Source organism: Natronomonas gomsonensis (assembly GCF_024300825.1).
Lineage (GTDB): Archaea > Halobacteriota > Halobacteria > Halobacteriales > Haloarculaceae > Natronomonas > Natronomonas gomsonensis.
In genome coordinates, this window is record NZ_CP101323.1 from 3,362,217 (window position 1) to 3,381,862 (window position 19,646).

Genomic DNA, 19,646 nt, shown 5'->3' on the forward strand with positions numbered 1-19,646 from the left:
TGGCGATGATAGACACTACTGACCTGACGAAACGCTACGGCGACGTGACCGCAGTCGACGGTATCGACCTCACTGTCGAGGCCGGCAGTCTTCACGGCTTCGTCGGTCACAACGGGGCCGGGAAGTCGACAACGATGCAGATGCTCGTCGGCCTCGTCTCGCCGACGGAAGGGGAGGCCTACATCGACGGCGAACCCGCAGGGTCGGCCGCAGCAACCGAAAAAATAGGCTATGCGCCCCAAGAGCCTGAGTTCTACGAGTCGATGTCCGGACGGGCCTACCTCGTCTACATGGGAAAACTGGCGGGGGTGTCGACGCCGGGTGAACGCGCCGAGGAACTACTGTCGTGGCTCGACCTCGCCGACGCCGCCGACCAGGCCATCGGGGGATACAGCGGCGGCATGCGCCGCAAACTCGGGATGGCGCAAGCGATGCTCGAATCCCCGGAGTTACTCGTTCTCGACGAACCGACGGCCACGCTCGACCCCGAGGGTCGGGCGTCAATCATCGATGCTCTACAAGGGTTGACCGACGACGGAACGACGGTGTTTGTCAGCAGCCACGTCCTCGCGGAACTCGAGCAGTTCATCGACACCGTGACGATTCTACAGGGGGGTTCCATCGCCGCGTCGGGGCCCATCGACGAGGTGCTCTCCGACGTGGCGGCCGAGACGTACGTCGTCGACGCCTCGGACAACCGCCAACTCGGGGAACTGCTGGAGGGCCACTCGACCGTCGAGCAGGTCCGGCACCGAGACGACGGCCGTTTGACCGTCGTCGCGACGGACCCCCAGGCGTTCACCGTCGCGCTGCCAGAACTGCTCTACGAGGCGGGCCTCGGTCTCCGGTCGCTCCAACAGGAGGGTGGTCTCGAAGAGACGTTCCTCGACATCGTCAACGGAGCGGGTGAAGATGACGCGTAAGTCCATCACGATTCTTGGCAAGACCCTCGGGGACCTCTCGGACCCTCGGGTGCTGGCAGCGTACGCCGTGGTGTACATCGGCGTTCTCGGGTTTCTCGCCCTCGCGTTCGGACAAAATATCATCCCCGACGGTGGCGGCGACCTTCCGGTCGCCGAGCAGGGGGTCTACATGTTCGGTGCCTTCCTCGCGATGTCGCATCTCTGGGCGCTGGGTATCGGCCTGCTGCTGTTCGGGGCGGTTGCGGGGGCGAACACCCTCGCTCGTGAGGCCGAACGGGGGACGCTGCGTATCGTCCTCAGCAAGCAGGTCCGTCGCTGGGAGGTGTTGCTCGGCACCTTCGTCGGAATCACGCTGTTCGTCGGCTTGGTCGGCGTCGCCAACGCCCTCGTCGGTGCGGTGGCGCTGTTTTGGTTCTCCGACGTGAGTGCGGCGGCGCTGGAAGTCGGCGTCTTCGATGCGCTTTCCGGTACCGTCGCCTACGCGCTGTTCGTGGGAGGGTTCGTCGCCTCCCTCAGTCTCGCGCTGTCGGTGTTCACCAAGAACCGCCTCCAGACGGCACTCGGTCTCTTGGTCGTCCCGGCGCTGTACTTCGCACTCTCGGTCGCCCGCCTCTTCGGCCCGGAGTTCTACGAGGACAACGCGCTGTATCTCGCCGATATGTCCTATCATTTCGGGAATGCCTTCGTCGTGATACACGAGGCAATCGGCGGTGACCTTCCGGTGGAGGCACAGCAGGCACTCAGCATCTTCAGCGGCGTCTACGACCTGCCATCGGGTGAAAATCAGGAGGCGTTACCGGAGTCGCTCGAACTGGCTGGCCACGTGGACCCGATGGTCTCCGTTTCCGTTCTGGTCGGTGTTGCCGCTGTTTCGTTCCTCGTTGCTCTCGTCGGGTTCCAGCGGACCGACCTCTGAGCGGGCGACTCGACACCCATCGTCTCTCTGACCCGGCCGCCACCCGTTCGACGGTATCGATTACACTCGGCGATAGACGCCGTTGGATTCGATAATATCGCCGCTCTGCCGGAGCTTCGTTAGCGCCGTCTCGACGTAGGACTCGGGGACGCCCTCGGCGGTGGCGTACTCGACGACTGCTTCGGTGGTCGGCTCCTCTAGCTCTGAGAGTGCGTCGAGGACGACCTGTTTACGACTCCGAGAGCGCTCCGTGCCACCTTCGGCGCGGTCGCCGGCCGCCGCCACCTCCTCGGCGTCCAGTCCCGAGGCGGTGAGATACTCCTCGTCATCGACGCCGACGCCGTCGATGTCGATTTCCTCGGGGTCGAGAAATTCGCCGTCGTCGGCGCGGTCGGCGAGCATCGAACTCCGGACGCGGGCGGCGGCCTCGGAGGTCTCGGTCTCGGCGAACTGCTTCAGTTTCTCGAACTGGTGGCGTTTTCGACAGCGGGGACACTGCGTCGTCTCGGGGTGCCCCTCGACGACCCACAGTGCCAGACACTCCTTGCACCCGACGACGGAGTACATACGTTCCCGTCCGGCGCCTCGGGCTAAAAGTTCGATGCATCGCCACCCTTCGGACGACCACCTGCTGGGTCACCCGGAAACGTATCAACGCCCAGCGCTCAATAGAGCGTATGCAACGCGTCGGACTCTCCGAGCGGGATTCTGTGGAGGCGGTCGAGGCCGTCCACCTCACACAACTGGCGATGGGCGAGGAGACGAGCATTCAGGCGTTCGAAATCGAGTCGGGGGCGACCGTCCCCGAACACAGCCACCACCACGAACAGACCGGCTTCGTCTACGAGGGCGAGTTGACGTTCGTCGGCCCGGACGGCGAGACGGTCGTCGGTCCCGGGGACTCGTTCACTATTTCCGGCGAGGAACCCCACGCCGCCGAAAACCGCGGCGACGTGACTGTTCGCGGCGTCGACATCTTCGCGCCGCCGCGGGCGACCCCCGACTGGAAGGAGTGACGATGCCGGTCGGCCGGCGTCGGTTCCTCGCGGTGGTTTCGGCACCGCTTTTCGCGGGCTGTAACACCAGCAACTCGAACGCCGAATCCGTGGGAACGCCGACGGCCGTCCCGGTGCCGACCGACCGCCCGACACCGCAACGTGCCCCGCCGCCGGACCTCTCGACGCTCGGCGTCGAGGACGCCCCCGAACTGGCTCGCGGCCACCGTGACAGCCTGCTCGCGGGGCCACACGGCTTCACCCGTGAGGTGGCCGTCACCGAGGACGGCACACCAATTCGGACGCTCCGGGTCAGCGTTCGGTCGGACGCCGACGCCGAGTCCTATCATTTCGTCTTCGACACCGAGGACACCGAGCGGTATCCGACCCAACCCGCCGAACCGTACTTCGAGACGTGGGACGACGGAACGACACACAACCGCTATGGGCGGCGCAATCCGGAGTACTTCGTCTCGGAGAGTCGAGCCTTCGACTCCCCGACCGACGGCACGACCGACCGCTTTCGCATCCGCAGACTGTTCGGCTCGTTCGCGTCGGTGGCCATCTCGGAGACGACTGACGGCGCGTCCGCGGTCGGAACCGACCTCCGTGCCGGGTGGGACGTAACACCCGCACGGATTCGAGTCATCACGACGCTGTATAGCGGGCGCTTCGAGGCGACGGTGCGGTCCAATCCGTTGTACGTCGACGGCTACGACCTCTCGGTTGCGGCGTCGATTTCGGGCCAGCCGGTCGACATCGAGGCGACCGTCGATTACGAGCGACTGGACGAACCGCCGGCTCCCCCAGCGTGGGTCGAGACGGCGAAAGAAGAGGCAGAGTGAGTTACGCGAGGTCTTCGAGGTTGTCGATGACGGCGTTTGCGTACTCGCTGGTGGCGAGTTTCTCGCCGCCCTCGATTTGGCGCTCGATGTCGTAGGTGACCTTCCGGTCGACGATGGTCTGCTCGACGGCGTCACGAACGAGGTCGGCGGCGTCGTCCCAACCCATGAACTCCAGCATGATGCGGCCGGAGAGAATCATCGCCGTGGGGTTGACCTTGTCCTGGCCGGCGTACTTCGGTGCCGAGCCGTGGACGGGTTCGGCCAGCACGCGGCCGTCGCCGACGTTGGCGCCGGGGGCGATGCCGAGTCCGCCGATTTGGGCGCCACAGGCGTCCGAGAGGTAGTCGCCGTTGAGGTTCGGCAGCGCCAGTACGTCGTACTGGTCGGTGCGGGTGAGAATCTGTTGGAGCATGTTGTCGGCGATGCGGTCGTTGACGACGACGGCGTCCTCCGGCGGTTCGCCGTCGCGCTCCTCCCAGAGGGTGTCCTCGGTGATGACCTTCTCGCCGTACTCCTCTTCGGCGACTTCGTAGCCCCAATCGCGGAAGGCACCCTCGGTGAACTTCATGATGTTGCCCTTGTGGACGAGCGTGACCGAATCGCGGTCGTTCTCGAGGGCGTAGTCGATGGCCTTCCGGACGAGCCGTTTCGTCCCGAACTCGGTGATGGGCTTGATGCCGATGCCGACCGGGCCGTCGTGGATGGTCGAATCGAAGCCCATCTCGTCTTCGACGAACTCCTTGACCTGCTGGACCTCGTCGGTGCCGGACTCCCACTCGATGCCGGCGTAGACGTCTTCGGTGTTCTCCCGGAACGATACCATGTCCATCTGCTCGGGTCGCTTGACCGGTGATGGGACACCGTCGAGGTGGTACGTCGGACGGATGTTGGTGTAGAGGTCGAGTTTCTTCCGGAGGGCGACGTTGAGGCTGCGGAAGCCGGCACCGACGGGCGTCGTCAGCGGACCCTTGATGGAGACCTTGAACTCCTTGAGCGCCTCGATGGTGTCGTCGGGGAGGTTCTCGTCGTACTTCTCCCGTGCGGACTCGCCGGCGTAGACGCGCATCCAGTTGATTTCCCGGCCGGTCGCGTTGGCGGCGGCCTGCAGCACGTCCTGTGCCGCCGGGCCGACGTCGACGCCGATACCGTCGCCGTGGATGATGGGGATGATGGGGTCGTCCGGTACGACGAGTTCGTCGTCACCCGTTACCTCGATTTGCTCGCCCTGCTTGGGCACCTCGACTTTGTCGTATCCCATATGCTTGTGCTTCTACCGGCCCCCTGAAAGGCGTACCGCTCTCGCGGCGAATTTTGCATGAACGACCGGGGAGAACTCCCGTGCGGTTTCCGAGCGTTCGGCTTTCGTCCCAACAAGCCGCAAACCGTAACACGGCGGCGGCCGGAACTGGCGTATGCGCGTCATCGTCCACGGCGGGGCCGGCAGTCCGGCCGACGAGCCGACACCGCGACAGGAAGTCCTCGACGCCGCCGCCGAAACCGGCGGGGAGACCGACGACCCGACCGATGCGGTCGTCGCCGCGGTTCGCGTTCTCGAAGGCGACCCACGGTTCAACGCCGGCGTCGGGTCGGCGGTCCAGTCCGACGGCTACATTCGCACCGACGCCGGCCTGATGACCGACGACCGCGAGGCGGGGGCGGCCTGCGGAATGCCCGGCGTCGAAGCCGCAATCGAGGTCGCCCGCCTCGTCAAAGAGGGGACGCCACACGTCCTCGTCTCGGGCGTCCACGCCGTCGACCTCGCCGAGGCCTTCGGCGTCGAGACCGAGGTCGACCTCTGGTCGGAGCGGACCCGCGAGCAGTGGGAGGACCTCGATGAGCGCCCCGCCGGCGACGCCGGGGAACACGCCGAGTGGGTATCCGAACGGTTCGGCGGCGACCCGGAGGGACGGGGCGAAACGCCCGCCGACCACGACACGGTCGGCGCGGTGGCGACCGATGGCGAGACGGTCGCCGCCGCCACCTCGACGGGCGGCCGCTGGCTGGCTTTGGCCGGCCGGGTCGGTGACGTGCCGCAGGTCGGCAGCGGCTTCTACTGCACCGAGGTCGGCGGGGTCTCCGCGACGGGTGCCGGCGAGGACATCGCTCGCCTGAACCTCTCCCGTCGCGCCAGTCAGTTCCTCGAAGACGGCCTCGACGCTCAGGCGGCCGCCGACGCCGCCCTCGCGGAGTTCGGCGACCTCGCCGAGGGGTCGGCGGGGCTCATCGTTCTCTCCCCCGACGGCGACTGTGGGCAGGCGTACAACAGCGAGGCGATGCAGACTGCCGTTTCGGGGTCGGTCTGAGGGCACCCTCGCAAAATTATATGCGTGAAAGCGCCGACTGCACAGTATGCCGCGTCAGATACTCGTTCCGTACGACGGTGGGGACCCGGCGGATGCTGCTCTCTCGTTTGTGCTCCGGGAGTTCCCCGACGCCTCGATAACCGTGTTGCACGTCGTCGAGCCGTTTCCCGACCACACCGCGGCGGGAACGGAGGACCCCTCGGCCGACACTTGGCAGGGACGAGCAGTCGACATTGCCGAGGAGGTGTTCGACGGCGTGTGGGAGCGCACTGCCGATCACGACGCCGACATCGACACTCACTGGGAGTACGGCCGCCCTCGTCACGTCATCGTCGAGTACATCGAAAACAACCCAATCGACCACGTCGTGATGGGGAGCCACGGTCGCGGTGCGGTCTCCCGGTTGATTCTCGGGAGCGTCGCGGAGGCGGTCGTCCGCCGCTCGCCGGTCCCGGTCACGGTCGTTCGTGACCCCGAAGCCGACTGAGTTCGGAGGTCCGCTCTCGTCGGCTCCCCCTATGGTTCTTGCCACGGTTCGTCGACGCTCTCGCCGAACAACTCCCGCATCAACACGACGACGCTTTCCGGTGGGAACTGGCCGCGCTCGGTGACGATGGCGTCGACGTGTCTCGGCGGCGTCACGTCGAAGGCGGGATTGGCGACCTCGATGTCGCCGATATCGGCGCGGGTTTCCTCGTCGATGACCTCCGAGTCGTCGCGCTGTTCGATTTCGACCGCCGCGCCGGTCAGGGTCTTGGGGTGGAGTTTGATGGATTGGGCGGCGACCATCACCTCGACGCCGCGGTCGCGGGCGGAGACGGCGAGGCCGGCGGTGCCGATTTTGTTGACGACGCTGCCGTCGGCGGCGATGCTGTCGGCACCGACGAGTAAGTGGTCGGCGTCGTCGAGAAAGCGGTGGGCGGCGTTGTCGACGACGAGCGTCACCGGCACGCCCAACTCCCGGAGCTGACGGGCGGTGATGTGGCCCTGATTGCGGGGGCGCGTCTCCTTGACGATGGCTTCCAGTTCCGTGCCGGCTTCGACGGCGGCCTCGATGCAGGCCATCGCGTCCGTCGAGTGGCAGTGGGTCATCACCACGTCGCCGTCGGAGAGCCGCCCCGCTCCGATACGGCCCAGACGGTCCTGTGCGTCGTCGAGGTCCGACCGGAAGCGGGTGACGGTTCGCTCCACCGAGCGCCGCAACTCCTCGACGCTGTCGCCGTCCATCCCCGAGAGGACGTACCGGAGGGCGTTCGGGAGGCTGACTGCGGTCGGCCGGGTGTCGTGGAGTTCCCGAGCGGCCGCCCGGAGTTCCGCCCGGAACGCCGACACCGACTCGGCGTCGCTGTCGGCGGCCTGCCTGCCGAGGGCCGCGGCGGCCGCGTCGGCGATGGTGGCGGCACCGCGAACCTCCATCTCGGCGATGCGGTCGGCCGTCTCGCTGACCTCCGGATGTAGCGACGGCGGTTCGGTCATGGTCGTCGTTACCACGGCAGCGGCAAAAGACTCGCGCCCGAATCGCCCTCGGACGGGGCGAGGGGTCGATTTATCCCGTTCGGTTGCGAGGTATTCGGTATGAACCGCGCCGAGTTCGCCGCCCGCATCGACCACACCGTCCTCGGGCCGGAGACGACGTGGGACGACGTGAAAGCGGTGCTCGACGCCGCCGACACGCACGGAATGAACGCCTGCATCCCGCCGTGTTACGTCGCCGAGGCCGCCGAGTACGCCCCGGACGTAACCCTCGTCTCGGTGTGTGGGTTTCCGCACGGACAGGCGGCCCCCGAGACCAAGGAGTTCGAAGCCGAGCGGGCGTGGCAGGACGGTGCCGACGAAATCGACGTGGTGCTCAACGTCGGCCGTCTCCGAAGCGGCGACACCGAGGCGGTCGCCGAGGAACTCGCCTGCGTCGTCGCCGCCGTTCCTCTCCCGGTGAAGGTCATCGTCGAGGCGCCCCTCCTCGAGGAGGCGGAACTGCGGACGGCGTGTGAACTCGCCGCCGAGGCCGATGCGGCGTTCGTCAAGACCGCGACGGGGTTCTCCGATGGTGGTGCGACCGTCGCGGACGTACGCGTGATGACCGAGTATCTCCCGGTGAAAGCAAGCGGGGGCATCGGCTCTTCCGAGGACGCCGTCGCGATGCTGGAGGCCGGCGCCGAGCGCATCGGTGCCTCCTCGGGCGTCGAGTTGGTCGAGGGGTACGAGAACGGCGCGTTCTGATTATTCGAGGGCGTACAGCGTCGCCTCGCCCTCGTCGTTTTGGGCGGCACCGAACACCGCTCCGTCGGCGACTGCGAGTCCAGTGGCGACGGTCCCATCGACGTCGTATTGCCAGCGCTTTGTGCCGATGCGGTAGTCGTCGACGCCCGTCCCGCCGTCCATCGCGTATCCGGCGATGAACCCATCGCCGCCGGAGTAGACGGTGTCGCCGGCGCCGGCCGGCGGCGCTCGCAGGCGGTCGTCGACCGACCAGCGTTCCTCGCCGGTTCGGGTGTGAATCGCTGTGAGGCCACCGCCGACGGCGTAGGTGTTGCCGGCGGCGACGAAGCCGTGGGAACCAGTCGAGTGCGACCAGCGGGCCGCGCCAGCGCTTTCGCCGTCGCGACGACTCGTCGGGCCGCCGAACACCGAGACGACGATGCCGTCGCCGTCGAGCAGGCTGACCTGAATCACTCGTCCGTCCAGCTGTCTCCGCCACATCCCCTTTGGGCCCTGAAGGTCGAAGTAGACGAGCAGTTCGCCACCGGTCGTTCCCGCACAGAGTTGGTCGCCCCACGAGGCGAGCGCCGAGACCGGGGTGAACGTTTCGCGGTCCCACAGTCGTTCGCCACCGATGTCGACACCGACGAGTCCGCCGTCGGTGCCGACGGCGAGTCGCTCCCGGTCGTAGTCGACGACTGGCGCCGTCGTCGGCGAGGCACCGATGTCGACCCGCCAGTTCGTCTCCCCGGTGTCGACGTCGAAGGCCACCAGTTCATCCATCCCGCCGGCATAGCCGACCCCGTCGACGACGATGGGCGCCGTCTCGATGGCGAGTTCTTCGTCTTTGAACCCGACCCGCCAGCGCTCCTCACCAGCGAGGTCGTAGCCGATGAGGCCACCCTGGGCCGGAAGCACCACTCGTCCGTCGGCGACGACCGGTCGTCCGGCCGGCCAGACCGTCTCCACCGCCCACCGCTGTTCGGGTTCTTCGCGGGGGGCGACGGCATCCGCGCGGTAGCAGTCGAAGCGGTCGGTGCCGCCGGGTTGTGGCCACTCGGTGTCGGCGTCGGTACCGGGTGTCGCGTTGCTCGCGGGACCGGCGTCGGTACAGCCGGCGAGTCCGACCGCGGCGACGCTCCCGAGACTGCAGAGAACGCGTCGTCTGGAGGGCATGTTTCAGGAATTTCGAACCTTCGGCAAGTGTTTTTCGGTGGTGTGCCACCGAGGGTGTCGGAGTCGGACGAAACGTCGCCCTTTTGGCCGCGCACATACAATCGAAGCACAAGCCGATGGCCACGTATCACATCGAGACGTACGGCTGTACGTCCAACCGGGGTGAGAGCCGACAAATCGAGCGCAAGCTCCGCGATGCGGGTCACTACCGCGTCGACGGCCCCGAGGAGGCGGACGTGGCCATCCTCAACACCTGTACCGTCGTCGAGAAGACCGAACGCAACATGCTCCGGCGGGCTGAGGAACTCGAAGCCGAGACTTCGGACCTCATCGTCACCGGCTGTATGGCGCTCGCACAGGGCGAGGAGTTCGAGGACCTCGACGTACAGGTGCTCCACTGGGAGGACGTACCGACGGCGGTGACAAACGGCGAGTGTCCGACGACGACCCCCGACGCCGAACCGATTCTGGACGGCGTCGTCGGCATCCTCCCCATCGCCCGCGGCTGTATGTCGAACTGCTCGTACTGTATCACGAAGTTCGCGACGGGCCGGGTCGACTCCCCGCCCGTCTCGGAGAACGTCGAGAAAGCCCGGGCGCTGGTCCACGCCGGTGCCAAGGAAATCCGCATCACCGGTCAGGACACCGGCGTCTACGGCTGGGACACTGGCGACCGGAAGCTCCCGGAACTATTGGACCGCATCTGTGACATCGAGGGGGAGTTCCGGGTTCGACTCGGGATGGCCAACCCCGGCGGTATCCACGGTATTCACGAGGAGTTGGCCGAAGTCTTCGCCGAGAACGAGAAACTGTACAACTTCATCCACGCGCCGGTTCAGTCGGGCAGCGACGACGTTCTCGAAGATATGCGTCGACAACACCGCGTCGAGAAGTTCCGGGAGGTCGTCGATGCCTTCGACGACCGTCTGGACCACTGGACGCTGTCGACGGACTTCATCGTCGGCTTCCCCACCGAAGACGACGACGACCACGAAAAGTCGATGGAACTGCTCGACGACGTTCGCCCCGAGAAAATCAACATCACGCGCTTCTCGAAGCGGCCCGGCACCGACGCCGCCGACATGAAGGGCCTCGGCGGGACGGTGAAGAAGGAGCGCTCGAAGGCGATGACCGACCTGAAGATGGATGTCTGCCGGGAGGTCTACGAGTCGATGGTCGGCGAGACCCACGAGACGTTGGTCGTCGAGGAGGGCACCGGCGACTCGGTGAAGTGCCGCGACGAGGCCTACCGGCAGGTCATCGTCACCGACGCGGAGACGAAGGGCATCGAGGTCGGCGACTTCATCGAGGTCGAGATTACCCAAAACGAGACCGTCTACTGTTACGGCGAACCGGTCTGAGTTTCCTCGGCGTCCTTCCACTCCCCGATACCTGCGGGGTCGAGATGAAGGTGTACGTCGCCGACATCGTCAAACTCGCGGAGACCGTCCATGAGTTCCGTCTCGATGTCGTGGGCCTCGATGAGTGTTAACTCGCCGTCGACCTCGACGTGGGCTTCGACTTCGAGGTCGGTGCCGTCGTAGAAGACGGCGAGGTCGTGGACGCCCTCGACGGCCGGGTCTGAGCGGAGTTCCTCGATGATTCGTCGGCGCTCGGCTTCCGAGGGGGCGGCGCCGACGAGATACGTGACGTTCTCGCGACCGATGTCGGCGCCCTGATACACGACGAGCAGGCTGACGAGGCCACCGGCGGCGGCGTCGAGAACGGGATACCCGAAGAAGACCCCGACGACCCCGACCAGCGCCGCGATGGTAGTATAAATGTCGTTGAGACAGTCGATGGCGAGTGCCTCAAGCGCCGAGGAGCCAATATTCGCGTTGACGCGCTCGGTGTACCAGTAGAGGAGGTACATGTCGGCCATCGCGAACAGCAGCGCACCGATTAAAAACGGGCTGAACGTGACGGTCGGTCCTTCGATGAGGCCGAGTGCGGACTCATACAGAAGGTTCAACCCGAGGATGACGATGACGCTGCCGACGAACAGCGCGGCCAGCGGTTCGACCCGCTGGTGACCGTGAGGGTGTCGCTCGTCGGGGTCGGCGTAGACGCTGCGGCCCCACACCAACACAACGAGGCTGGCGACGAGGTCGGCGACGGAGTGGGCGGCGTCGGCCACCAGCGCGACCGACCCGAACGTCAGTCCGGCGGCGGCCTCGACGACGATTTTGACGGCGTTGCCGAGGACGTTGACGACGCTGGCACGGGTGAATCCCCGCTTTGCGGCGTCGGTGTCCAACCCCGCCTCTGCGACCGCCGTGTCGCTCATTGCCCGGAATACCGCAACCGGAGGCATAAGCGGTCGGGTTAGTTGGGTCGAACCGCGAAGTTCGACGGGACTAAAACTCGATGTGGACCGACCCGCTGTCGGAGACGGCGGCGCCATCCTGCGTTCGGAACGCGTCGTGGAGCGTCTCGTAGGTGTCCTCGACGGCCTCGACGATGACTTTCGTTTCCGAGGTGACGGGCATGAAGTTGGTGTCACCGCGCCACCGCGGGACGACGTGCGTGTGGAGGTGGTCGTCGATGGAGCCACCTGCCGCGTCACCGAGGTTCAACCCGGCGTTGACGCCGTCGGCACCCAATCCCTCCTCGATTGCGCGGATGGTTCGCTGTTTCAGGCGGGCGTGGTCGAGGAGGGTCTCGTCGTCGAGGTCGCCGAACGACCCCGTGTGTGTGCGAGGAATAACCATCGCGTGACCGGGGTTGTACGGGTAGTTGTTCATGAGGACGAACGCGTGGTCGGATTCGGCGACGACCAACGCCTCGCGGGCGTCGTCTCGCTCCGGGAGCACGCAGAACGGACAGCCGTCGATGTCGGCGTTGCCCTCGTCACGCTCGACCCACTCGATTCGCCACGGCGCGAACAACTGGTCCATGTCGGTCGATGGGGCCGGTAGGTGGTTAACGCTGTTATCCGACGGAATGAGGCACTATATAAAACTATTGGCTGTTCAACTATACGAAGCGTGAATGAAGTGTTCAGAACGTTTTCTAAACCGTTTCGAGCGATTTCGAGCGCCGAACGTGCTGTGGGGAAATAATCGCGGGATGAACGGTTCGAACGGAGTCCAACCGAATGGGGTTTTTATGCTTCAATCCCGGCAATCCGGAACTACGCATGGCAACCCGAATCGACGACGACGGTATGACCGAGGAGTGTGAGGAGTGTGGCCGCGAGACATCCCACGAGGTGAGCATCGAACTCCTCACCGAGAGCACCAAAGAGGAGAACGCCGAGTTCTCCCGGGAACCCTACCGCGTGTCGACGTGTCGCGTCTGTGGCACCGAGATGTCGGTACGGATGAACAACGCGTGACGGACGCGCCGCCGAATCGGTAGCTGTTTTCGAAGCCGCGTTACCGCGAACGAGTCGTCACTTCACAGCCGTCCTCGGTGACGATAATCGTGTGTTCCTTCTGGCTGACGAGGAAGCCGTCCTGTTCTTTCAGGACGGGGTAGCCGTGGACCACGTTCTGCTGTTGGAGTCGTCGCAGCGCCATCTCCGCCCGGGAGGTGTCGAGCCATCGGCGGGCGAAAGGCAGCGTTTTGAACTCCTCGACTATCTGTTCGAGGGCTTCCCGGGCCTGTCGGTTGCGCACCGACGCTTCGCGTTCGAGGGCGTAAATCTCCTCTTTGGCTCCCTCGGTGACTTTCCCGCCGCCGTCGGTGGCAAACGGTTCGATGGCGACTACGTCGCCGACCTCCAACTCGATTCCCTGTTCGACGCCGCGGTTCGGGATGTTCGGGTCGGTGTGCTGTTCCCAGTGGCCCAGGCCGTGACCCGAGAGGTTGACGACGGGGTTGTAGCCGTAGCCGTCGATGACTGACTCGATTTCGGCGCCGATTTCGCCCGTCTCGATGCCGGGTTCGATGATTTCGAGGGCGGCATCCAGCGCCTCGGCCGGTGCCTCGGCGAGTTCCGGGTTCCCCGAGAGGTCGACCGTCACCGCCGTGTCGGCGAGCCAGCCATCGACGTGGACGCCGATGTCGAGGTTCACCATCTCCTCGCCGAACGTCGAGTCGTCGTCGGGTTTTGGCGTCGCGTGGGCGGCCTCCTCGTCGATGCTGATGTTGACGGGGAAGGCGGGTTCGCCGCCGAGTTCGCGGATGCGCTCTTCGGCGTACTCGGCTATTTCGAGGTGGCTGGCTCCGACCTCGACGCGGTCGGCAGTTTCGTCGCGGACCTGCGCGAGAATCTCGCCGGCCTCTCGGTTCTTCTCGTAGGACTCTTCGGTGAGGTCGACGCTCATGCCGCCCGGTTCGACGGGTTCGATAAAAGGGGTTGTGTTCGGGCCTCGACCGCTTCCACAATCGCAACGTTTTCCGGCGCTGGCGTCGCTGGATACGGTAGTGTCGCCACTCCCATCGGGGTTCGCCTTGCCCGCCCTGCCGTATCTGGTCGGCCTGCTCGTCGCCGCCGCCGTCGCCGGTGGCCTCCTCTATCGTCGGCGACCGTCGGTCACCGAGGCGACGGTGACGGCGCTGACGCCGTGGATGGCTGCCGGCGGCGGTCTGTACGCGCTGTTTCAGTTCGGCGCCGTGCCGTCGGCCGTCGCACCGCTGTTCGGGTCGCCCGCCGTCTACGCCTCCGTCGGCGTTCTCGCGGCGGTCGTCTGGGCGGCCATCGCCGACCGTCCCGCCGAGGGCTGGGGAACGACCACCGCCCCGGGACTGCTCGCCGGGGCGGGCGGCCTGTTGCTCGCCTCGACGGTCGCTGCCGCCGGCATCGCCGCCGCCACATCCGCCGGTGGCCGCCCCGACGCCTCCGCGGCTATCCTCCTCGCGACGCTCGTCGTCACGGCCGGGGTGTGGGCCGGTCTTCGACGCGTCGCCACCGTCGAGGCAACCGGCCCGGTCGGCGTTCTCGTCGTCTTCGCCCACGCTCTCGACGGCATCTCGACGGCGGTCGGCTACGACCGCCTCGGGTTCGGCGAACAGACGCCGCTGTCGCGAATCATCATCCACGCCGGCGAGGCGCTGCCGACCGCGGAACTCATCGGTGCCGGCTGGCTATTCGTCGTCGTGAAACTCCTGCTTGCGGCGGGCATCGTCGCGCTGTTCGAGGAGTACGTCCGCGAGGACCCGACCGAGGGATATCTGCTCTTGGCGCTCATCACCGCCGTCGGACTCGGGCCGGGCGCACACAACCTCGTGTTGTTCGCGCTCGTTTGAGCCTGGGCGACGGTCGCTGGGGAATTTATCACCGACCGGCACGGAGTCGGGGCCATGCGAGTGGTCTGTGTGGGACACGTAAACTGGGACGTGACGTTTCACGTCGACCGGCTTCCCGGCCCCGACGAGGAGGCACACATTCACGAGCGGTCGGCGGCGGGCGGCGGTAGCGCGGCCAACGCCGCCGTCGCCTTCGCCGCGCTGTCGTGTGAGTCGCGACTGCTCGGCAGCGTCGGCGACGACGACTGCGGGAAGCGAGCGCTCGCCGAGTTGGAGGCCGCCGGCGTCGACACGCGCGTTCGGGTCGTCGAGGGGAGCGAAACGACCACGAAGTACGTCCTCGTCGAGGATTCGGGGGAGGTTGCCGTCCTCGGAACCGACGGCGCAAACGAGGCGCTCGCCCCCGACGACGCGGCACCCGAACTGCTCGACGGCGCCGACGCACTCCACCTGACGAGCCAGCGACCCGATACGGCCGAACGGCTGGCCGAACTCGCCGACGCTGCCGGCGTTTTCGTCAGTTTCGACCCGGGAAGACGGCTCGCCGACCGCGACTACGGGGCCGTCCTCGAGCGGAGTGACCTCCTCTTCGTCACCGATACCGAGGCCGCCCGAATCGACGCCGAGGGAGTTCCGCAGGTGACGAAACGAGGCATCGACGGTGCCGTTCTCCGGTGTCCCGCCGGCACCTTCGAACACCCCGGATACGACCTGCCGTCGGTCGACTCGACGGGCGCTGGCGACGCCTTCGCGGCCGGCTTTCTCGCCGTCTGGCTCGACGACGACGGCCCCGAGCGTGCGCTGGCGGTCGGAAACGCCTGCGGCGCCATCGCGGCCAGCGAGCGCGGCCCGAAACCGGACCTCTCTTGGGAGCGCATCGAGGCGGTGATGGCATGATTCCATCGTCGACGCTGGCGGTTCCGCTGCACGTTCCTGGAGAGGTTCCGCCGCCGTTGAGCATCCGACTCGCCGTCGCGTTGCTCACTGGACTCCTGGCCACCCTCGGCATGACTGTCGTGATGCGACTGCAATCGTACGGCTACGTCCCCGCCTACGTTGCCGCCGGAGCGGTGTGGCAGCGGCCCGCCGAACGCGTTTCGTGGTCGGCGGCAAACGCCGTCCACCTCGCGGCGGGGATGCTCGCCGGCGTCGGCTTCGAGGCGCTGCTCGTCGGCTACGAGCAGGTCCGTGCCGTCCTCGGTATTCGAACCGAAATCGTCGTCGCCAACGTGACGACGGTATCCGAACTCGCCATCGTCGCCGTCGTCGTCGCGTTCCTGTACGGGTTCTTCTCGTGGGCCGTCTTCCCCCGGTACGGCGGCGCCGCCTACGAAACTCGTCCCAAGACGGTTCGCCGGCAGTGGGCCGTCTCGGCGGTCGTCTACGGCGTCTGTCTGTTCGGGTTCGTAACTGTCGTCTACAGGTTCCTGCCGGTATAGACCGGCGAAAGGGGTTTACCTACGACAGCACCTATTCGGTTGCATGACTGTCGGCTACCTCTTCGACCTCGACAAGACGCTCGTCACCTACGAGCCGGAGGTGCCGGGCATCTTCCGGAACGCCTGCGCTGAGGTCGGCGTCGAGCCGACGCCCGAGGCCGTCGATACGCTCGCGCCGAGTTACGTCGAGACGTTCCTCGAGTTCGAGGAGAGCCCCTACGTCGGTGCCGCCCGTGCCGCCCGCGATGCCGGCATGGACATCGACCCCGAATCGTTCGCCGACACCTATGTCGACGCCGAAATCGAGGCAACCCACGTCCCAGAGGGCGTCGGAAACCTCCTCGCGTCCTTAGAGCACGTCGGCGTCGTCACGAACGGCTACGGCCCCGTCCAACGCCGGAAACTCGCCGAAAAGGGGCTGGACGCACACATCGACGCGCTGGTGTGTGCCGACGACGTGGAGGCGTTCAAGCCCGACGACGCGCCGTTCGACGCCATCACCGACGCCGTTCCCGCCGACGACTACGTCATGGTCGGCGACAACGTGAACTACGACATCCGACCGGCCGCCGAACGCGGCTACCGGACGGTGTTCGTCGGCGATGCGGCCGACGCCGAAGGCCTCGCTGACCACCGCGTGTCGGACCCATCGGACCTCGCTCAGATGTCGACCATGATGCGGCCCTGACTCGGCGGTTGGCTCGACGGAAGAATATTCCCGTATTCGGGGTACGAAGCCGTCGACTGTGGTTTTACATACGGTCTTTGCGTACTATCCGTGAGGAATGGGGTTGTGGTTCCGACCATCGGAGAGATTCGAGAATACAGAGAGTCTCGGTTCTGATAATCGGGCAATCGCGCCGGCAATCGGGATAATCCTCCTCGTCGGTATCGTCCTTGTTCTCGCCGCCAGTACGGGGGCGTTCGTCTTCGACGACCGGAAGCAACCCGAGGAGTCATCGCCTGTGACGGCCTTCGACTTCGAGTATCAGCCCGGTGATAGACGGTCCGGCGACGAACTCACCGTGACTCACGTCCGGGGTGATACGATAGTCGGCGAACGGCTCGACCTTCGGATTCGAAACGCTAGATACAAAGAAGAGCGGTTCGGCAGCGAAGCGGATGCCTCACGGAAACCATCGGCGTCGTTTTTCCGAATGGACTCCGTCACTGCGGGCGATTCGACCACCGTGACGACCGGAGATTTCGAACGCGGCATCGCGTTCGGACTGGTCGGTGACCGGGATTTCGACCTCTCGAAAGCGGAGGTCTGTGTCGTCTGGCAGACGGATGGAAACGATTCGGAGTTGCTGAAATGCTGGCGTGGCCCCGATACGGAGGGGTTCGTCGAGTAGGCTCCGAATACGGCAGTCGACACACCGCTGTAGCGACCCGATGCCGACCGACTTTTGACCGTCGGCGGTGACCTCGTCACATGGCAAAACAGCCGCATCTCCTCGTCGAGGACGGCGATGTCGCCGACATCGCGCTCGTCCCCGGCGACCCCGGCCGCGTCGACCGCATCGCCGACCAATGTGACGACAGCGAGACCGTCGCAGAGAACCGCGAGTACAAGGTCGTAAACGCCACCTACGAGGGGCGGGACCTCACCATCTGCTCGACGGGAATCGGGTCGCCGTCGGCGGCAATTGCGGTGGAGGAACTCGCCGCCGTCGGCGTCGAGACGTTCATCCGGGTCGGCACCACCGGCGCGCTCCAGTCCGACATCGAAATCGGCGACATGGTCGTCGCCACCGGCGCCGCCAAAGACGAGGGAACGACGAAGCGCTACGAGGCCGTCGAGGTTCCGGCCGTCGCCGACTACGAGGCGCTGTCGACGCTGGTCGAGTCGGCCGAGCGGAGACAGGCGCCCGTGCACGTCGGCCCAATCGCCACCGACGACGCCTTCTACGCCGAAACCCAAACCTACGTCGAGGCGTGGAACGACGCCGGCCTGCTGTGTGTCGAGATGGAGGCCGCCGCGCTGTTCACGCTGGCCCGCCGAAAGGGACTGGCCGCCGGCGCCATCTGTACCGTCGACGGCAACCTCGTCGAGGGTACCCAGAAGGGCGAAACCGACGACGAGGAACTGCCCGAGAAGGCAAAGGACAATGTCGGCCGGGCCATCCGCATCGCGCTGGACGCCGTCACCGAGTTGTAGCGTCGGTTGGGTTTCGTCGAGCCTCCGAGCGCTCGGAGCGGCGATGGAAACGCCTTTCCGGGTTCACGGATTCGGTTCCGGTAATGACCAGCGTCAAGGAGTTCCGCGTCGAGGAGCCCGCGAGTGCCGACTCGCTCGGGCGCGGTGCCTTCGTCTTCACCGATGACTACTCGGTGTTCGACTGGGGGAAGATGCCCGATTCGATTCCGAACAAGGGGGCGTCGCTGTGTGCGATGGGTGCGGCGAACTTCGAGTTACTCGAATCCGAGGGCATCCCGACACACTACCGTGGCGTCGTCAACGGGGCCGACGTAGTGCCACTCGGTGATGTCGTCACCCCGCCGCGGGAGATGGCCATCGATTTGACACAGGTGCCGGAGCTCCCCCACGAAGGGCGGGAGTACGATTACACGGCGTTCCACGAGGTTGCGGGCGAGAACTACCTGATTCCGCTGGAAATCGTCTTCCGGAACACGGTGCCGGTGGGGTCGTCGCTTCGCGGCCGTGCCGCCCCCGAGGAGTTCGGCCTCGACTACGCCGACTGGCCCGACGAGCCAGTTGACCTTCCCGAGCCGGTCGTCGAGTTCTCGACGAAGTACGAGGAGTCCGACCGCTATCTCTCCCGGGACAACGCCGACTACATCGCGGGCAAAGCGGACATCGACGACCTCGAAACCGTCGCCCGGGAAGTCAACGACCTCGTGACCGAACAGGCTGCGGCGGCGGGACTGAAACACGAGGACGGCAAAATCGAGTGTCTGTACTACGACGGCGAGATTCGCGTCGCCGACGTGGTCGGAACGTTCGACGAGAATCGCTTTTCCTTCGAGGGCCAACAGCTCTCGAAGGAGGTCGTCCGGCAGTACCACAAGCGGACCCAACCGGAGTGGGTAGATGCCGTCGACGCGGCCAAGGCGGAGGCGAAAGCCGAGGGCGTCGCCGACTGGCGCGAGCTGTGTGAACGCGACCCCGAACCGCTTTCGGGCCACGTCGTCGACGCGGTTCGGGACATGTACACCGCCGGTACGAACGCCTACATCGGCCGGGAGTTGTTCGACGCGCCGTCGCTGTCGGAGGCCGTCGAGACGATTCGATCGCTCTGAAGTCGCTGGAACCCCACGCACCGAAAACCCACGAGGTTTTTATTCTCCGACGCAGAACCGCCGGCTATGTTCCCCCTACAGACGATTTCGGACCCGGCGATGGCGGTGGTCGTCCTGAGTGTCGTCATGACGCTCGTGGTCATCTTCGCGTTCATCTGGGCGTACGGAAAGATTCGACAACCGCCGGAAGAAATCGAAGAACACGAAAGCGGCAACGGTCACGGCGCCTGACGCTGTCGCTGCGGTTCGCGGATTTTCGACGTCGAAAGGGACAGACGCGGAGTCGACGGGCAGGCGCCCGCGGCCCGGTTGTGTTGATGCCCACGGTGTGACCGGTGCCGTCCGCTGCGCGAGCGTCGGACCACTCGACCGACTCGCGCTATCGTTTTAGGC

The 19,646-nt window shown here is 66.0% G+C and carries 24 protein-coding genes; 17 read left to right on the top strand and 7 right to left on the bottom strand.

The window, feature by feature from the left end:
* Positions 1-5: 5 nt before the first annotated feature.
* Together NMP98_RS17825 and NMP98_RS17830 are read left to right on the top strand one after the other, a co-directional pair.
* Positions 6-923, top strand: a complete 918-nt coding sequence (locus NMP98_RS17825) for an ABC transporter ATP-binding protein (RefSeq protein WP_254859197.1) — start codon at positions 6-8, stop codon at positions 921-923.
* Positions 913-1,839: an ABC transporter permease subunit gene (locus NMP98_RS17830; RefSeq protein WP_254859198.1), complete on the top strand. Its 927-nt coding sequence runs from the start codon at positions 913-915 to the stop codon at positions 1,837-1,839. Before NMP98_RS17825 ends, NMP98_RS17830 begins: the two co-directional genes overlap by 11 nt.
* 60 nt (positions 1,840-1,899) lie before the next feature.
* On the opposite strand, the gene NMP98_RS17835 is transcribed toward NMP98_RS17830, so the two are convergent.
* The gene (locus NMP98_RS17835; protein WP_254859199.1) at positions 1,900-2,406 is read right to left on the bottom strand and encodes a DUF5817 domain-containing protein; all 507 of its coding nucleotides are present in this window, start codon (positions 2,404-2,406) and stop codon (positions 1,900-1,902) included.
* 110 nt (positions 2,407-2,516) lie between these two features.
* Here NMP98_RS17835 and NMP98_RS17840 point away from each other — a divergent pair, with 110 nt between their 5' ends.
* The gene (locus NMP98_RS17840) at positions 2,517-2,855 is read left to right on the top strand and encodes a cupin domain-containing protein (protein ID WP_254859200.1); all 339 of its coding nucleotides are present in this window, start codon (positions 2,517-2,519) and stop codon (positions 2,853-2,855) included.
* A gap of 2 nt (positions 2,856-2,857) precedes the next feature.
* Positions 2,858-3,679, top strand: coding sequence for a hypothetical protein (locus tag NMP98_RS17845; protein WP_254859201.1), 822 nt, complete (start codon positions 2,858-2,860; stop codon positions 3,677-3,679).
* Position 3,680: 1 nt separating this feature from the next.
* Here the strand turns inward: NMP98_RS17845 and icd are convergent, their stop codons facing one another.
* Positions 3,681-4,937: an isocitrate dehydrogenase (NADP(+)) gene (icd, locus tag NMP98_RS17850; RefSeq protein ID WP_254859202.1), complete on the bottom strand. Its 1,257-nt coding sequence runs from the start codon at positions 4,935-4,937 to the stop codon at positions 3,681-3,683.
* 154 nt (positions 4,938-5,091) lie between these two features.
* Between icd and NMP98_RS17855 the strand changes: the two genes are divergently transcribed.
* Both NMP98_RS17855 and NMP98_RS17860 read left to right on the top strand, forming a co-directional pair.
* Complete coding sequence (locus NMP98_RS17855) at positions 5,092-5,982, top strand: isoaspartyl peptidase/L-asparaginase (RefSeq protein ID WP_254859203.1); 891 nt, start codon at positions 5,092-5,094, stop codon at positions 5,980-5,982.
* A gap of 46 nt (positions 5,983-6,028) precedes the next feature.
* Positions 6,029-6,469 (top strand): universal stress protein, encoded by a 441-nt coding sequence (locus NMP98_RS17860; protein ID WP_254859204.1) that lies wholly within the window; start codon positions 6,029-6,031, stop codon positions 6,467-6,469.
* A gap of 29 nt (positions 6,470-6,498) precedes the next feature.
* Here NMP98_RS17860 and NMP98_RS17865 read toward each other — a convergent pair whose 3' ends face one another.
* On the bottom strand, positions 6,499-7,458 hold the full coding sequence (locus NMP98_RS17865) for a ribose 1,5-bisphosphate isomerase (protein ID WP_254859205.1): 960 nt from the start codon (positions 7,456-7,458) through the stop codon (positions 6,499-6,501).
* Positions 7,459-7,557: 99 nt separating this feature from the next.
* Here NMP98_RS17865 and deoC point away from each other — a divergent pair, with 99 nt between their 5' ends.
* Positions 7,558-8,202: a deoxyribose-phosphate aldolase gene (gene deoC, locus NMP98_RS17870; RefSeq protein WP_254859206.1), complete on the top strand. Its 645-nt coding sequence runs from the start codon at positions 7,558-7,560 to the stop codon at positions 8,200-8,202.
* Here the strand turns inward: deoC and NMP98_RS17875 are convergent, their stop codons facing one another.
* Positions 8,203-9,357, bottom strand: a complete 1,155-nt coding sequence (locus tag NMP98_RS17875; RefSeq protein ID WP_254859207.1) for an outer membrane protein assembly factor BamB family protein — start codon at positions 9,355-9,357, stop codon at positions 8,203-8,205. It abuts the gene before it with no gap.
* Between the two features lie 116 nt (positions 9,358-9,473).
* On the opposite strand from NMP98_RS17875, the gene NMP98_RS17880 reads away from it, so the two are divergent.
* Positions 9,474-10,718 (top strand): tRNA (N(6)-L-threonylcarbamoyladenosine(37)-C(2))-methylthiotransferase, encoded by a 1,245-nt coding sequence (locus NMP98_RS17880; protein WP_254859208.1) that lies wholly within the window; start codon positions 9,474-9,476, stop codon positions 10,716-10,718.
* On the opposite strand, the gene NMP98_RS17885 is transcribed toward NMP98_RS17880, so the two are convergent.
* Positions 10,700-11,644: a cation diffusion facilitator family transporter gene (locus NMP98_RS17885; protein ID WP_254859209.1), complete on the bottom strand. Its 945-nt coding sequence runs from the start codon at positions 11,642-11,644 to the stop codon at positions 10,700-10,702. The genes NMP98_RS17880 and NMP98_RS17885 overlap by 19 nt on opposite strands.
* A gap of 70 nt (positions 11,645-11,714) precedes the next feature.
* A complete protein-coding gene (locus tag NMP98_RS17890) occupies positions 11,715-12,254 on the bottom strand; it encodes an HIT family protein (protein ID WP_254859210.1) in 540 nt (179 codons plus the stop codon).
* Between the two features lie 242 nt (positions 12,255-12,496).
* Between NMP98_RS17890 and NMP98_RS17895 the strand changes: the two genes are divergently transcribed.
* Positions 12,497-12,694, top strand: coding sequence for a DUF7835 family putative zinc beta-ribbon protein (locus tag NMP98_RS17895; protein WP_254859211.1), 198 nt, complete (start codon positions 12,497-12,499; stop codon positions 12,692-12,694).
* A 40-nt stretch (positions 12,695-12,734) separates the two neighbouring features.
* On the opposite strand, the gene map is transcribed toward NMP98_RS17895, so the two are convergent.
* On the bottom strand, positions 12,735-13,628 hold the full coding sequence (map, locus tag NMP98_RS17900) for a type II methionyl aminopeptidase (RefSeq protein WP_254859212.1): 894 nt from the start codon (positions 13,626-13,628) through the stop codon (positions 12,735-12,737).
* A gap of 100 nt (positions 13,629-13,728) precedes the next feature.
* Here map and NMP98_RS17905 point away from each other — a divergent pair, with 100 nt between their 5' ends.
* The 8 genes from NMP98_RS17905 to NMP98_RS17940 all read left to right on the top strand — a co-directional run bounded on the left by NMP98_RS17905 (position 13,729) and on the right by NMP98_RS17940 (position 19,484).
* Positions 13,729-14,550, top strand: coding sequence for a DUF63 family protein (locus tag NMP98_RS17905; RefSeq protein ID WP_254859213.1), 822 nt, complete (start codon positions 13,729-13,731; stop codon positions 14,548-14,550).
* A 54-nt stretch (positions 14,551-14,604) separates the two neighbouring features.
* Positions 14,605-15,447 carry an ATP-dependent ribose-1-phosphate kinase gene (locus NMP98_RS17910; protein WP_411911625.1) on the top strand — a complete coding sequence of 281 codons (843 nt, stop codon included), beginning with the start codon at positions 14,605-14,607 and terminating at the stop codon, positions 15,445-15,447.
* The gene (locus NMP98_RS17915; protein ID WP_254859215.1) at positions 15,444-15,989 is read left to right on the top strand and encodes a hypothetical protein; all 546 of its coding nucleotides are present in this window, start codon (positions 15,444-15,446) and stop codon (positions 15,987-15,989) included. Before NMP98_RS17910 ends, NMP98_RS17915 begins: the two co-directional genes overlap by 4 nt.
* Positions 15,990-16,032: 43 nt before the next feature.
* Entirely contained in the window at positions 16,033-16,677 is a 645-nt protein-coding gene (locus tag NMP98_RS17920) for an HAD family hydrolase (RefSeq protein ID WP_254859216.1), read from the top strand.
* 97 nt (positions 16,678-16,774) lie between these two features.
* Positions 16,775-17,344 carry a type IV pilin domain-containing protein gene (locus tag NMP98_RS17925; protein ID WP_254859217.1) on the top strand — a complete coding sequence of 190 codons (570 nt, stop codon included), beginning with the start codon at positions 16,775-16,777 and terminating at the stop codon, positions 17,342-17,344.
* An 80-nt stretch (positions 17,345-17,424) separates the two neighbouring features.
* The gene (locus tag NMP98_RS17930; RefSeq protein ID WP_254859218.1) at positions 17,425-18,150 is read left to right on the top strand and encodes a guanosine phosphorylase; all 726 of its coding nucleotides are present in this window, start codon (positions 17,425-17,427) and stop codon (positions 18,148-18,150) included.
* Between the two features lie 83 nt (positions 18,151-18,233).
* Positions 18,234-19,253, top strand: coding sequence for a phosphoribosylaminoimidazolesuccinocarboxamide synthase (locus NMP98_RS17935; protein WP_254859219.1), 1,020 nt, complete (start codon positions 18,234-18,236; stop codon positions 19,251-19,253).
* A 66-nt stretch (positions 19,254-19,319) separates the two neighbouring features.
* On the top strand, positions 19,320-19,484 hold the full coding sequence (locus tag NMP98_RS17940; RefSeq protein WP_254859220.1) for a hypothetical protein: 165 nt from the start codon (positions 19,320-19,322) through the stop codon (positions 19,482-19,484).
* Positions 19,485-19,646: the final 162 nt, after the last annotated feature.

Coding starts and splice junctions, on each gene's coding strand:
- NMP98_RS17910 (WP_411911625.1), top strand. CDS start 14,605: ATGCGAGTGGTCTGTGTGGGACACGTAAACTGGGACGTGACGTTTCAC.
- NMP98_RS17885 (WP_254859209.1), bottom strand. CDS start 11,644: ATGAGCGACACGGCGGTCGCAGAGGCGGGGTTGGACACCGACGCCGCA.
- NMP98_RS17925 (WP_254859217.1), top strand. CDS start 16,775: ATGGGGTTGTGGTTCCGACCATCGGAGAGATTCGAGAATACAGAGAGT.
- NMP98_RS17940 (WP_254859220.1), top strand. CDS start 19,320: ATGTTCCCCCTACAGACGATTTCGGACCCGGCGATGGCGGTGGTCGTC.
- NMP98_RS17930 (WP_254859218.1), top strand. CDS start 17,425: ATGGCAAAACAGCCGCATCTCCTCGTCGAGGACGGCGATGTCGCCGAC.
- NMP98_RS17845 (WP_254859201.1), top strand. CDS start 2,858: ATGCCGGTCGGCCGGCGTCGGTTCCTCGCGGTGGTTTCGGCACCGCTT.
- NMP98_RS17830 (WP_254859198.1), top strand. CDS start 913: ATGACGCGTAAGTCCATCACGATTCTTGGCAAGACCCTCGGGGACCTC.
- NMP98_RS17860 (WP_254859204.1), top strand. CDS start 6,029: ATGCCGCGTCAGATACTCGTTCCGTACGACGGTGGGGACCCGGCGGAT.
- icd (WP_254859202.1), bottom strand. CDS start 4,937: ATGGGATACGACAAAGTCGAGGTGCCCAAGCAGGGCGAGCAAATCGAG.
- NMP98_RS17875 (WP_254859207.1), bottom strand. CDS start 9,357: ATGCCCTCCAGACGACGCGTTCTCTGCAGTCTCGGGAGCGTCGCCGCG.
- NMP98_RS17855 (WP_254859203.1), top strand. CDS start 5,092: ATGCGCGTCATCGTCCACGGCGGGGCCGGCAGTCCGGCCGACGAGCCG.
- NMP98_RS17890 (WP_254859210.1), bottom strand. CDS start 12,254: ATGGACCAGTTGTTCGCGCCGTGGCGAATCGAGTGGGTCGAGCGTGAC.
- deoC (WP_254859206.1), top strand. CDS start 7,558: ATGAACCGCGCCGAGTTCGCCGCCCGCATCGACCACACCGTCCTCGGG.
- NMP98_RS17935 (WP_254859219.1), top strand. CDS start 18,234: ATGACCAGCGTCAAGGAGTTCCGCGTCGAGGAGCCCGCGAGTGCCGAC.
- NMP98_RS17880 (WP_254859208.1), top strand. CDS start 9,474: ATGGCCACGTATCACATCGAGACGTACGGCTGTACGTCCAACCGGGGT.
- NMP98_RS17840 (WP_254859200.1), top strand. CDS start 2,517: ATGCAACGCGTCGGACTCTCCGAGCGGGATTCTGTGGAGGCGGTCGAG.
- NMP98_RS17835 (WP_254859199.1), bottom strand. CDS start 2,406: ATGTACTCCGTCGTCGGGTGCAAGGAGTGTCTGGCACTGTGGGTCGTC.
- NMP98_RS17920 (WP_254859216.1), top strand. CDS start 16,033: ATGACTGTCGGCTACCTCTTCGACCTCGACAAGACGCTCGTCACCTAC.
- NMP98_RS17825 (WP_254859197.1), top strand. CDS start 6: ATGATAGACACTACTGACCTGACGAAACGCTACGGCGACGTGACCGCA.
- NMP98_RS17915 (WP_254859215.1), top strand. CDS start 15,444: ATGATTCCATCGTCGACGCTGGCGGTTCCGCTGCACGTTCCTGGAGAG.
- map (WP_254859212.1), bottom strand. CDS start 13,628: ATGAGCGTCGACCTCACCGAAGAGTCCTACGAGAAGAACCGAGAGGCC.
- NMP98_RS17895 (WP_254859211.1), top strand. CDS start 12,497: ATGGCAACCCGAATCGACGACGACGGTATGACCGAGGAGTGTGAGGAG.
- NMP98_RS17865 (WP_254859205.1), bottom strand. CDS start 7,458: ATGACCGAACCGCCGTCGCTACATCCGGAGGTCAGCGAGACGGCCGAC.